At 59.8% G+C, this 12,607-nt stretch carries 9 protein-coding genes, 1 tRNA gene and 1 pseudogene; 6 read left to right on the forward strand and 5 right to left on the reverse strand.

Annotated features, from left to right (window positions below):
- Positions 1–21: 21 nt before the first annotated feature.
- Both ACSQ9D_RS04200 and ACSQ9D_RS04205 read right to left on the reverse strand, forming a co-directional pair.
- Positions 22–1,956: a bifunctional 5-dehydro-2-deoxygluconokinase/5-dehydro-2-deoxyphosphogluconate aldolase gene (locus ACSQ9D_RS04200; protein ID WP_436281275.1), complete on the reverse strand. Its 1,935-nt coding sequence runs from the start codon at positions 1,954–1,956 to the stop codon at positions 22–24.
- A 104-nt stretch (positions 1,957–2,060) separates the two neighbouring features.
- Positions 2,061–2,924, reverse strand: coding sequence for a MurR/RpiR family transcriptional regulator (locus tag ACSQ9D_RS04205; RefSeq protein WP_436281276.1), 864 nt, complete (start codon positions 2,922–2,924; stop codon positions 2,061–2,063).
- A 204-nt stretch (positions 2,925–3,128) separates the two neighbouring features.
- Here ACSQ9D_RS04205 and ACSQ9D_RS04210 point away from each other — a divergent pair, with 204 nt between their 5' ends.
- The 3 genes from ACSQ9D_RS04210 to ACSQ9D_RS04220 all read left to right on the forward strand — a co-directional run bounded on the left by ACSQ9D_RS04210 (position 3,129) and on the right by ACSQ9D_RS04220 (position 5,711).
- The gene (locus ACSQ9D_RS04210) at positions 3,129–4,244 is read left to right on the forward strand and encodes a Gfo/Idh/MocA family protein (protein ID WP_436281277.1); all 1,116 of its coding nucleotides are present in this window, start codon (positions 3,129–3,131) and stop codon (positions 4,242–4,244) included.
- Between the two features lie 83 nt (positions 4,245–4,327).
- Positions 4,328–5,545: an NAD(P)/FAD-dependent oxidoreductase gene (locus ACSQ9D_RS04215; RefSeq protein ID WP_436281278.1), complete on the forward strand. Its 1,218-nt coding sequence runs from the start codon at positions 4,328–4,330 to the stop codon at positions 5,543–5,545.
- Between the two features lie 75 nt (positions 5,546–5,620).
- Positions 5,621–5,711 (forward strand) — tRNA-Ser (locus ACSQ9D_RS04220).
- A gap of 115 nt (positions 5,712–5,826) precedes the next feature.
- On the opposite strand, the pseudogene ACSQ9D_RS04225 reads toward ACSQ9D_RS04220, so the two are convergent.
- Positions 5,827–6,036: pseudogene (locus tag ACSQ9D_RS04225) on the reverse strand (IS110 family transposase); the annotation flags it as partial.
- 698 nt (positions 6,037–6,734) lie between these two features.
- Here ACSQ9D_RS04225 and ACSQ9D_RS04230 point away from each other — a divergent pair.
- Positions 6,735–7,790 carry a porin gene (locus ACSQ9D_RS04230; RefSeq protein ID WP_436281279.1) on the forward strand — a complete coding sequence of 352 codons (1,056 nt, stop codon included), beginning with the start codon at positions 6,735–6,737 and terminating at the stop codon, positions 7,788–7,790.
- A gap of 95 nt (positions 7,791–7,885) precedes the next feature.
- Here the strand turns inward: ACSQ9D_RS04230 and ACSQ9D_RS04235 are convergent, their stop codons facing one another.
- Positions 7,886–8,776: an alpha/beta fold hydrolase gene (locus tag ACSQ9D_RS04235; protein ID WP_436281280.1), complete on the reverse strand. Its 891-nt coding sequence runs from the start codon at positions 8,774–8,776 to the stop codon at positions 7,886–7,888.
- A gap of 62 nt (positions 8,777–8,838) precedes the next feature.
- Positions 8,839–10,911, reverse strand: coding sequence for a transglycosylase SLT domain-containing protein (locus ACSQ9D_RS04240; protein ID WP_436281281.1), 2,073 nt, complete (start codon positions 10,909–10,911; stop codon positions 8,839–8,841).
- Between the two features lie 213 nt (positions 10,912–11,124).
- Between ACSQ9D_RS04240 and dapA the strand changes: the two genes are divergently transcribed.
- Positions 11,125–12,009, forward strand: a complete 885-nt coding sequence (gene dapA / locus ACSQ9D_RS04245) for a 4-hydroxy-tetrahydrodipicolinate synthase (RefSeq protein ID WP_037117326.1) — start codon at positions 11,125–11,127, stop codon at positions 12,007–12,009.
- Positions 12,010–12,114: 105 nt separating this feature from the next.
- On the forward strand, positions 12,115–12,594 hold the full coding sequence (gene smpB / locus ACSQ9D_RS04250) for an SsrA-binding protein SmpB (protein ID WP_024313697.1): 480 nt from the start codon (positions 12,115–12,117) through the stop codon (positions 12,592–12,594).
- The last annotated feature ends 13 nt before the right edge of the window (positions 12,595–12,607 follow it).

Genomic DNA, 12,607 nt, shown 5'->3' on the forward strand with positions numbered 1-12,607 from the left:
GGCACCTCCCAAATGCTCTAATTAATACAGGCCGCGGGTTTTCAACCAGGCCTCGGTCAATTGGCGGAAGCGTCCGGCCATATCGGCGATCGCCTCCTCGTCGTTCATCTTGCCAGACAGCCAGGCGCGTGCCGCATCGGCAAAAATCGTCCGCCCCACGGCAAAGCCCTTCACGGAAGGGGCGGCGAGCGTCGCCTCGAAGCCCCTCACCAGCTCGTCGGCCGGCGCTTCAAGGCCGAGCAGCACGATGCCGCGGCACCAGGGATCGTTCTTGGCAATCACGGCGTCGATCTTCTTCCACGCAGCCGCCGAGGCCTGAGGCTCCAGCTTCCACCAGTCGGGCTTGATGCCGAGCGCATAGAGCTCTTCCATCGCCGTCGAAATCGTATCGTCCGTCAACGGCCCGTTCTTGCTTGCTATGATCTCGATGAGCAGTTCGCGGCCGACCTTGCGAGCGGCCTCGAATAGCGTGCGCAGCTTTTCCTGCTGCTCGGTCTTCAGTGCTGCCGGATCGTCCGGATGGTAGAAGCACAGGCACTTGATGCAATGGTCGAGCGGCCATTCCACGAGCTGCGAGCCGATGTCCTGGCTGAACTCGAAGCGCAGCGGCTTTGATCCCGGCAGTTCCACGGGGCGACCGATCCAGGCGAAATTCTTGGTCGCCGCATCGAAGAAGGCGTCGCGCCCGAAGCGCTCATCGATCAACATTCCATAGCCATTGCGGCCATCCGCGACACGCGCGGCGGCTTGAACGGCAAGGCGCTTGAAGGCGACAATTTTCTTGTAATCGACGCCGAGCTCGTCGCAGACACTGGTGAGCTGCGAGCGATGGTCGATCGCAAGCGCCATGAGAAGCGGAATATCGCCCTTGCGGGTCGAGGCCCAATGGATGTGGTTGATCGCGTCGTCCCTGCGCAGCGCGCGATGCTTGCTGCCGTGCTTCAGGAAGAAATCGAGCTCGGCCCAGGTCGGATATTCCGGCGAGCAGAGCAGGCGGGAAACGGCGAAGGCGCCGCAGGCGTTGGCCCAGGTGGCGCAGGTCTTCAGTGGCTCGTTTTTCAACCAACCGCGCAAGAGGCCGGACATAAAGGCGTCGCCGGCGCCCAGCACGTTGAACACCTCGATGGGGAAACCTTCACCGACAATGCCGTCTTCCAGATTGTCGCTGATCGCACCGTCATAGACGATGCAGCCCATGGCGCCGCGCTTGAGAACGATTGTTGCCGGCGACAGGGCGCGGATTTCCTTGAGGGCGCCGAGCACGTCATCCGCCCCGGAGGCAATCAGGATTTCCTCTTCGGTTCCGACGATCAAATCGCAGTCTGGAAGCGTTTCCTTCATCTTAGATGAGACGCGGTCAGACTTCACATAGCGCTCGAAGCCCTCGGCATGGCCCGCGAGACCCCAGAGATTCGGCCGATAGTCGATGTCAAAGATTACCTTGCGGCCGTTGGCCTTGGCGATACGGATTGCCTTGCGCTGCGCGGCTTCGGTGTTCGGTCGCGAGAAATGCGTGCCGGACACCAGCACCGCGCGCGACGATTTGATGAAATTCTCGTCGATATCACCTTCATCCAGCGCCATGTCGGCACAATCGGAGCGATAGAAAATCATCGGCGAAACGCCTTCGGCCTCAACCGCGAGAAGCACCAGCGCCGTCAGGCGTTCCCTATCGGTCCTGATGCCTTTCGTCTCGACTCCTTCGCGCGCCGATTGCTCGATGATGAAGCGACCCATCTGCTCGTCGCCAACGCGGGTGATCAGGCCGGACTTCAGTCCGAGGCGCGCGGTTCCGATGGCAATGTTGGCGGGGCAGCCGCCGACTGACTTGGCAAAGGAGCCGATATCCTCAAGCCGCGAACCGATCTGCTGCCCGTAAAGGTCGACCGAGGAGCGGCCGATGGTGATCACGTCAAGCGACGGCTCCGGTTGCGAGCCCGGGTTCGGTTGTGCCATGATATCCTCCCGCTAGATTTTAGCTACGGCTTGGTGCCTGCCGATTGCAAGCAATGAAACATCGGTTCCGTATTGTTGTCAATTCGGAATGTTTATTCCATTTTTCAACTCACCGGTTTTGCGTGAGTTCTTTTCCGCCGCCGCTCGGCAATGGCGACTGGCAGGGCCATCGTCAGTGCCATCGAGGCCGAGAGCGAGCGGAAACCGGCAAAGTCCGCCTCCGCCACCTCGAACCAGCAGGTGGCGCGGGCAGCTAGCGGCGAAAAAGCCGAATCGGTGATGGCGACGATAGGCACGCCGCGATCGGCCAGTGCTTCCGCCTGGCTCAGGCTATCAGCCGCATAGGGCGAGAAGCTTGCGGCGATTGCTGCATCGTTCTGCGTCGCGAATTGCACCATCTCCGGATCGACGCCGTTTGGCGAAGCGACGATCTGGTGCCGGATATTCAGCTTCGAGAAGGCGTAGGTCATATGCGCCGTCAGCGGATAGGAGCGCCGCTTGGCGATCAGGTAGATCGTCTCCGCAGCCGCGAGAATATCGACTGCCTTGGCAAAGGTGTCCGTCTGCACCGTGGCCGCCAGCCGGTTGATCGATTGGCTTGCGGCGGAAATGAAGCCGGAAAGCAGGCTGGCATCTTCGTCCTCGCCGCTTGCCTCCTCCAGTGTCACGAGCCGCTCTTCATATGACAGCGTGCGGTCGCGCAGGCGCTCGCGAAAGATACTCTGCAGGTCCGAGAAGCCCTCGTAACCGAGATGGTGTGCGAGGCGCACGAGGGTCGACGGCTGCACGTCGGATGCGGCCGCGATGCTTGCCGTCGTGCCGAATGCAATTTCATCTGGATTGCCGAGCGCAAAAGCCGCGACCTGTGCAAGGCGCTTAGGCATGGTTGCTTTGCGTTCGATGATGATGCTGCGCAGGCTCTCGAAGTCGCGCGGAACCCTAGCTGTCGTTTTGCGGTCACTGTCCATGCATGCGGTCCATTGAACGAAATAAACATTCCATAATGATCACCATAAATGATTTTCATACGGGAGCCCAATTGTTTTTATTACCTTGAAATCCAAGAGTTTTGAACAGTTCTCACGTTTCTTGGCGCAAGAGTGCGCGACAGGGCAGCTTGTCAAAATGATCTAAATATTCCAAAAAACCACCCGACATCGGGAGGAGATATGATGAAAGCACTGGGAATCGGCCTGATCGGCACCGGCTATATGGGCAAATGCCATGCCCTGGCATGGAATGCGGTCAAAACCGTCTTCGGCGACGTCGAGCGCCCGCGCCTGGTTCATCTGGCCGAAGCCAATGCCGAGCTTGCCGGGAAGCGCGCCTCCGAATTCGGTTTCGAAAAGGCGACGGCCGATTGGCGCACGCTGATCGCCGATCCCGAAGTCGATGTCGTTTCCGTCACGACGCCGAACCAGTTCCATGCCGAGATGGCGATTGCCGCGCTCGACGCGGGCAAGCATGTCTGGTGCGAGAAGCCGATGGCGCCGGCGTACGCCGATGCCGAGCGCATGCTGAAGACGGCACGGGCCTCAGGCAAGGTTGCCGTTCTCGGCTACAACTACATCCAGAATCCCGTGTTGCGACATATCAAGGCGCTGATCGACGAAGGGGCGATCGGTGCCGTCAATCATATCCGCGTCGAGATGGACGAGGACTTCATGGCCGATCCCGATGTCTTCTTCTATTGGAAGAGCGAACTTTCTGCCGGCTACGGCGCTCTGGATGATTTCGCCGTACATCCGCTGTCGTTGCTCTGGTATCTGTTCGGTCACGTGGAGGCTGTTATCACGGATATGGTGAAGCCGTACGGCAGCCGACCGCTGAGGGAGGGTGGCCGTCGCGACGTCGAGAATCACGATGCGGCCAATGTTCTCATGCGCCTCGGCGGGGGTATCTCTGCTGTGCTGATGGCGAACCGTGCCGCTTGGGGGCGAAAAGGTCGAATCGCGCTGCAGATCTTCGGCTCGAAGGGCTCGATTGCCTACGATCAAGAGCGCATGAACGAATTCGAGCTCTACCAGGCACAAGGCCGCGGCTCCGAACAGGGCTTCCGCAAGATACTCGCCGGCCCGGCTCACCAACCCTATGATCGTTTTATTCCGGCGCCAGGCCACGGGCTTGGCTTCAACGACCTGAAAATCATCGAATGCCGCGAATTGATCCGCGCAGTTTCCGGTGAGCCGTCGTCGATCGTGACATTCGAAGACGGTCTTAGGATAGAGAAGTCCGTTCACGCCATGGCACAGTCGTTCCACGAGCGCCGCTGGATCGAGATCGACTGAGGTCGATCAGCTTCCGGTTGACGGGGCTGGGGGCAGGGGCTAGGCCTTTGCTGGAACGGGCGAATGGATGCTGGGAGTGGAACGTGACGGACAGATTGGTGATCATCGGCGCGGGCCAGGCGGGCTTTGCGCTGGCCGCGAAACTACGCGCGCTCAAGGATATGCGACCCATCACCATCATCGGAGCCGAAGATGCGCTGCCCTATCAGCGGCCGCCGCTTACGAAGAAGTATCTACTCGGCGAGATGACGTTCGATCGCCTGCTGTTCCGGCCGGAACACTGGTATGCCGACAACAATGTCGAAATCAGGCTCTCCACCTGGGCTGAGCAGATCGTGCGCGACAAGAAGCAGGTCCTGCTGCAGGACGGCTCTTCGCTCGACTACGGTACTCTGGCACTGACGACCGGATCGACGCCACGCGCGCTGCCGGCGTCGATCGGCGGAGATCTCGAAGGCGTCTATGTGGCGCGCGATAAGCGCGATGCCGATTTGCTGGCCGATGAAATGCGCCCGGGTCGTCGTGTCCTTATCATCGGCGGAGGCTATATCGGGCTCGAGGCGGCTGCCGTCGCCCGCCACCGTGGTCTCGAGGTCACGGTCATCGAGATGGCCGATCGAATCCTCCAGCGCGTCGCCGCCAAGGAGACGGCCGACATCATGCGGGTGATTCACGAAGCGCATGATGTCGTCATCCGAGAGAAGACCGGACTAAAACACCTCGTCGGCCATGATAACAGGGTCGTCGCCGCGGAGCTCTCAGACGGGTCTACAATCGAGGTCGATTTCGTGGTCGTCGGCATCGGTGTCGTCCCGAACGACCAGCTTGCCAAGGAGGCCGGTCTGGAGGTCGCCAACGGGATTATCGTGGACGAATTTGCCCGCACATCCGACCCCTCGATTTTTGCTGCCGGTGATTGCGCGGTCCTGCCGTGGCAAGGCGGGCGCATCCGTCTCGAATCGGTGCAGAACGCTGTCGACCAGGCAGAGGCCGTTGCCGCCATCATTGCGGGCGGCAACGAAGCATATGATCCCAGGCCCTGGTTCTGGTCGGACCAGTATGATGTGAAGCTGCAGATCGCCGGCTTCAATATGGGCTATGACGATACGGTCCTGCGCCCGGGCGCGCGCGACGGCGCGCACTCGATCTGGTATTTCAAGAACGGGTCATTCATCGCCGTCGATGCGATCAATGACGCCAAGGCCTATGTCAGCGGCAAGAAGATGCTGGAAGCCGGGATCAATCCCGACAAGGCGATCATTGCCGATGCATCCGCTGATCTCAAGCAGCTGTTGAACTGAGTAGCCCCAGCATCAGGTGAAAAAGCCGAAAAAGCGCTTGCGTCACCTGTCGAATGACTCTATCAGGCTCCCACCGGAGAGGTGGCCGAGTGGTCGAAGGCGCTCCCCTGCTAAGGGAGTATACGTCAAAAGCGTATCGAGGGTTCGAATCCCTTCCTCTCCGCCATCACATCACTTGTCCATACCGGAGACATAGGTAACAGAGCGTCCCTAAGACATGGGTGACAACCTCGTGCCGAACGGGTTGTCGATGGTTTGCAAGGTCCTCTGCTCCAGGTCGACGCCCTGGCCAGCCCCTCGAATAACCACTGCGACAAAGGTCCGGCTTCAAGTCCGACCCGCTCGACGTTCCAGGTCTGGCCCTTCAGCGCCGCAATGAGATCGTCAGGGTGGCTGACAACCTTCACCTCACGACAGATCTTGCCGGCTTCGTCGATAATGCAAACGGCGGTCTCTTTCACCGAGACATCGAGGCCAATAAAGTGCTTCATGCTGCGCTTCCTTTCCTGATGCTTGTGGCTGTTTGGACAGACCACGTTCTATCATCAGCTCGAAGCGCAGCACCTCCCTGCATCACCCCAGAAGATGGGGCGCAAGCCGAATACCCCATCTCCACCGAGCTCTCAGGTCGGACAAATCTGTTTCGACAATGACCGCGCCCTCCAAGGCACTGTCCCTTTCGGTTGGCGCCTACCACCTCTGCGCTTGGCGCTCCGAATCTCGCGTCAGCAGAATCGAATTGAGAATCATCCGTAGTCAGCGAAACTGATTCTGCTCCGATTGAGGCCGCAGCCTGGGGCGGGCGCCAACTCCTTGTCATCTGCATCTCCTATAGAAGACGGGAATCTGGCAAGAAACTGGTTCCAATGTGGCACAATCCACAGCCCCGCACCGCTGCCCGATGCCGGTAAATTCCCGCAGAATCAGGGGTTTCTTAACAAAGTATAAAGAAACGGCAGGGGCGCGTGCCGCATTTGTGACCTTTCAGCAACAGCGCATGCGGAAGGCTGTCGCAAATACCCCAAACGGGCAAGTTGGTGATTGCGTGACTGTCCCGGTCTTGTATTTTCAACTTCGGAAGCGAGGGCGGTTGATCGTCCGACTTCTTGAAACATGGGGATGGGGCAGGGAACGCTGCTCTAACGGCGAAAAACCCAGACCCGATCGAAACTTTGAATTGGAGGTCAATATGAACATCAAGAGCCTTCTTCTCGGCTCCGCTGCTGCTCTCGCAGTAGTTTCCGGTGCTCAGGCTGCTGACGCTATCGTTGCTGCTGAGCCGGAACCGGTTGAATATGTACGCGTCTGCGACGCTTACGGCACCGGCTACTTCTACATCCCGGGCACGGAAACCTGCCTGAAGATCGAAGGTTACATCCGTTTCCAGGTTGACGTTGGTCCAGATCAGTCTTTTCACGGCAACCCTGGCCCTGGTGGCTTTCCGGCAGGCACGTCTGACTGGGATGCGTTCACTCGTGGCCAGGTTCAGTTCACGGCTAAGAGCGATACCGAATACGGCCCGCTCACCGGCGTGATCGTCCTGCAGGCGAATGCCGATGCTGCCAACTCTAGCTTCCAGAACACCAAGCTCGACTCGGCTTACCTTGACGTCGCCGGCTTCCGCGCTGGTCTGTTCTACAGCTGGTGGGACGATGGTCTCTCGGGTGAAACCGACGTACTCGCAAGCCATGAGACGCTGCACAACTCCATCCGTTATCAGTACGAGTCTGGCGACTTCTACGCCGGTATCTCGGTTGACGAGCTGGAAGACGGCGCCTACAAGGACGGCGAAAACCCGAACAACGTCGGCGTTGCTCTCGGCCTCGGCGGCAAGGCTGGCGCTTTCACCTACCAGGTTATTGGCGGTTATGACACCGACAACGAAGAAGGTGCGATCCGTGCTATGGGTACGGTTGCCATCGGTCCGGGCACCCTCGGCCTCGCAGCTGTCTGGGCATCTGGCACGAACTCCTACTACGATGAATCCGAATGGACTGTCGCAGCTGAGTACGCCATCCAGGCCACCGACAAGCTGAAGATCACCCCCGGTGCTCAGTGGTTCGGTAACTACATGGAAGACGAAGGCTCCAACGACTTCTCCAGCGACGACGCTTGGAAGGTTGGTCTGACGGTTGACTACCAGATCGTAGAAAACTTCTACGCTAAGGCTACGGTTAACTACCTCGACGGTGACAACATCGACGACGTCACGACCGGTTACTTCCGCCTGCAGCGTGCATTCTAATCTGATCTGACTTCGGTCAATCAGGAGAGCCCGGCTTTCGAGCCGGGCTCTTTTGCTTGTCATATCCTTGCTGCGATGACACGCGCGGCGTTACGTCACGCCGATCGCGCCAGGAATTGAGCAATACGCGATAGGACCGACTCAAGATGCAGCAGCGGTGCATGCCCCTGGCCGGGAGCTTCGAGCACCTGCAGTAAGGGCTGCCGAACAGCCATCTCCGCAATCGTCTTGTTCGAGAGGAGATCGGAATGCTGCCCTCTGATGACCATCAGCGGCTTTGCGGCCAGATGATCATAGTACGGCCAGAGATCGGGCAACGGCAGGTTGAAATCAACCGTTTGCAAATGGGCGGCAATCGCCGGATCGAAATCCGCCACCAGCCTCCCGTCGATATCCCGATAGATTGCAGCCGCCATCTCCTGCCAGTCATGCTCATGGAGAGCAGGGAAGTGCCGCCCATGGCAGGCCTTGAGGAACGCGACCGCCTCCGGCCAGTCGCGCGGCGGCGCGGCGGAATTGAGATAGGCGCGAATGCGCTTCAGGCCGTCGGGCTCAATCTTCGGGCCGATGTCGTTGAGAATGACGGCTGCGATCAGCTCCGGCCGCATCTCAGCCAGAAGATGAAGAATCAGCCCACCCCGCGAGGTGCCGATGAAGATGGCGCGATCAATTGCGAAATGCTGGCAGGCCGAGATGACATCGCGCGTTTCGACGCCGAGATTGTAGTTGGCCTTGTCGGCATCCCAGCCGGAGTGGCCGCGTCCGCGATAGTCGAGGGTGATGACGCGTCGGGGCGTCGCCGGATCGGTCGACAACAGCAGCGCGAGCTGGTGAAAGTCGCGCGAATTCCGGGTCAATCCCGGCAGGCAGATGACCGGCAGCCGGTTCGCGCGCTCGGGATCACTATAGTCTCGCGCGTATAAAGTGAGTCCATCCTCCGTGAGGTAGGTTATCGCCCGGAATCCATCATCTCTTGCCGCGTCCACGCTCATCGTCCTCGTTGTGCCGAGGACAGATTAGCGAGGCCGGCAATATTCGCAAATCGCGATCAGGAGGAACGGCCGTCGGTCAGGTCGCGGACGATGTCGCTAGGCTGGCCAAGCCGGGCCTTGTAGACTTCGTAATTCTCCATCACGCGCTGCACATAATTGCGCGTTTCGGGGAAGGGGATCCGCTCGATCCAGTCGACGATGGCATCGATCGACTGTCCGCGTGGATCGCCATAGCGACCGATCCACTCTGGTACTCGCTTCGGACCCGCATTGTAGGCAATGAAGGTCATGATGTAGGAGCCGCCGAAAGCGTCGATCTGTTCGCCAAGATAATGCGCCCCGAGTGTCGCATTGTAGCCGGCGTCTGCCGTCAGCCGGTCCTTGGAATAGGCGATGTTGTGGCGCTTGGCGACGGCCTTCGCCGTTCCCGGCAAGATTTGCAGCAGCCCGCGGGCATCTGCAGCTGAAACGGCGGCCGGATTGAAAGCACTTTCCTGGCGGGCAATCGCGTAAGCAAGTGCCTTGCCGGAGCCGGAGATGTTGGCATTCGTCGGAATAACACCAAGCGGAAATGCCAGCGCCGCGACGTCGACGCCGCGGGAGTAGGCTATCTTGCCGACCTGCAGCGACAGATGGTGGTCGTCTGAACGTTCCGCCTGCGCACTTAGAACCGCAAGTTCGCCGGGGCTCTGCAGTTGTTCGGCAAGCGCCAGGTACAGGCTCTTGGCCCGCCAGCCATGGCCGGCTGCATCGAGACGGGCAATGGCCTGTACCGCTTCGCGTGACAGATAGCGCTGGCGGTCGGCCTGGGTCGGCGATGGATAGCTCACATTCAATGTCTTGCGGCCAAGCTTGTCGCTGGCGAGCTGCCCATAGAAGGTCGTCGGATAGCTGGCGGCCTTCGCGTAGAATTCGGCCGCCTTTCCAGGTCCGCCGGCCTCGGCAGATCGTCCCATCCAGTACCAGGCGCGCGACACGGAAATCGGTCCATTAGAAAAGTCGAGAATCTTGCGGAAATGCGCCTGTGCCACAGCGGGATCCTGCAGGCCGCGCAGGGCATACCAGCCGGCGTGGAACTCGGCTTCGACGATATCGGTCGGCGTCATTGCGGCGTAGCTGGCAACGATCTTGTAGGCGCCCTTGAATTCTCCCTGGTCGACCAGGCCTCGGCTGACGATCCGCTGTTCGTTCCACCACTCGCCTGCATTGACCAGCTCGTCCCGATTGCGAGGCACCTGCTGGAGCAGCTTGGCAGCTTCAGCATATTTGTCCTGTTTTCGCAGATATTCGATGCGCGCGAAGAGATAGCCGGCATCGCCCTTCCACTGGCCGTCGACCGCTGCAAGAAGTGCGCCGGCGTTGGACGCCTTGCTCATCACGGAAGCCCAGGCCTTGTAGAGCGATTGGGCCTGACCCATGTCGGCAAAGCGCTTGGCCTGCACCGCGCGATTGCGATACATCAGGTAGTCCATGCGCGCCTTGTGATCGGCCGGTGTGAGCAGGCCGGAAAACTCCGCCAGAATCTTGTCTTCGGTCGGCTTGTCCAGATCCTCGCCGCGCCAGACCTTGCGAATGTATTTCGCGGCCTGGCTCTGCTTGCCGGTCGTGATGAGTGCACGGGAAAGGATTATCGCGCCCGAAGTCGTCTCCGGTGATGTCTGCCCGAAGGCCGCCAAGACAGCGGTCGGGCCAGGGTTTTCATCGTAAAGAGCGCGTTCGGAGTAAGCCCGTAGTTTCGCGAGCCCTGGCCATCCCTGCAATTCCTGCGCCGCTGACGCAATCTCCGTCGAGGGAATGCCCTTCTGCCCGGAGACCGCAATCGCCCATGTCAGAATGTGCCGGTCCAGCGTCCCGCGTCCCATGCGGTCGCGAATGGAAAGCGCCTGCAGGGGATCGTTGTCCGAGAGCGCGTCCAGGCCGGACTTCAAATCGCTGTTGACGGGTGCAATTGCCTGCGCGCGCGGAATCGAGCCGGTGACGATCGATTCCGGCATTGTCGTCTGCGGCACAAAACCGATCGGCTTTACATCGGGAACGGGGGTGACTTCGTTCGGAAGCGAAGACGCGGCGCTGCTCCACGCAGCGGCGGCAAAGCCGAGGGCGGACAGGATCAGGACTGCTTTCTTCATGGGACACTCACAACGAAAACACGCCCGACCATTTGGCGGGAGCCATCTTAACGAAAGCTTACCAAAGTCAGTAAACTTCGTTCACATTTGCTAGCGGAATTTGCCCTAAACCGATCCATGCGCGCTTGTCGCGGCGATTTCACCGCACTATGGTGCCCCACCAATATTCAAGGAATGCGGCCGAAGCGTGAATTCGGCCACGAGGAGTTCTGCATGTTTCAGGGATCCATTCCCGCTCTCGTCACTCCCTTCACTGATGCTGGACAAGTAGATGAGGCCTCGTTTGCGGCCCACGTCGACTGGCAGATCAAGGAAGGCAGCAGCGGTCTCGTTCCGGTCGGTACGACCGGCGAATCTCCGACGCTGTCGCATGCCGAGCACAAACGGGTGGTGGAACTCTGCATCGAAGCCGCAGCCAAGCGCGCGCCCGTGATGGCCGGCGCTGGTTCGAACAATACGCGTGAAGCGATCGAACTTGCTCAACACGCCGAGAAAGCCGGGGCGGATGCCATCCTCGTCGTCACGCCCTACTACAACAAGCCGACGCAGAAGGGGTTGATCGCGCATTTTTCGGCAATCGCCGATGCTGTAAAGCTGCCGATCTATATCTATAATATACCTGGCCGCTCGGTGATCGACATGACGCCGGAAACGATGGGCGCGCTTGCCAAGGCCCACTCGAACATTGTGGGCGTCAAGGACGCAACCGGCAAGATCGAGCGCGTGTCCGAGCAGCGCCTGACTTGCGGCAAGGAGTTCAGGCAGCTGTCTGGCGAGGATGCGACCGCACTCGGCTTCAATGCCCATGGCGGTGTCGGCTGCATCTCGGTGACGGCCAACGTGGCGCCGCGGCTTTGCGCGGAGTTCCAGGCTGCGACGCTTGCCGGTGACTACGCGAAGGCGTTGGAATATCAGGATCGCCTGATGCCACTGCACAAGGCAATCTTCCTGGAGCCCGGCCTCTGCGGGGCAAAGTATGGCCTGGCAAAGCTGGGGCGGATGAGCCGAAATGTGCGTTCGCCGCTGGTTTCGACACTGGAACCTGCCACGGAAACGGCAATCGATGCCGCCATGCGCCATGCGGGCTTGCTGAACTAAGACAAGCCACTAGGGCTGCCTTCACAGGCGGGCGATGTTCCCTTACATAGAAGGTAAGAGAGAAGGGCGCGGCAGTCGCGCCCTCAAGTATTTGGAATGTGTGTCATGGCCCCCAAAGGCAGCGAGCGCGTGGTCAAGAAGATCGTTGCGGAAAACCGCAAGGCGCGCTTCAACTATGAGATCATCGATACCTACGAAGCCGGATTGGTGCTCAAGGGCACCGAGGTCAAGTCGCTGCGCGAGGGTAAGGCCAATATCGCAGAATCCTATGCCTCTGATGAGGATGGCGAGATCTGGCTGATCAACTCCTACTTGCCCGAGTATCTGCAGGCAAACCGCTTCAACCATGAGCCGCGCCGGCGCCGCAAGCTCCTCCTTTCGGGTCGCGAGATCAATCGCCTGCGGGCGGGAATCAATCGCGAAGGCATGACCTTGGTCCCGTTGAAGATCTACTTCAACGATCGCGGTCGCGCAAAGATAGAACTGGCGTTAGCCAAGGGTAAGAAGCTGCACGACAAGCGCGAGTCGGAGAAGGAGCGCGATTGGAATAGGCAGAAAAGCCGTCTTCTCAAGGACAACGGCTAAAAGCTTGTCGCGT

The organism is Rhizobium sp. LjRoot258 (assembly GCF_964254185.1).
Classification (GTDB): Bacteria; Pseudomonadota; Alphaproteobacteria; order Rhizobiales; family Rhizobiaceae; genus Rhizobium.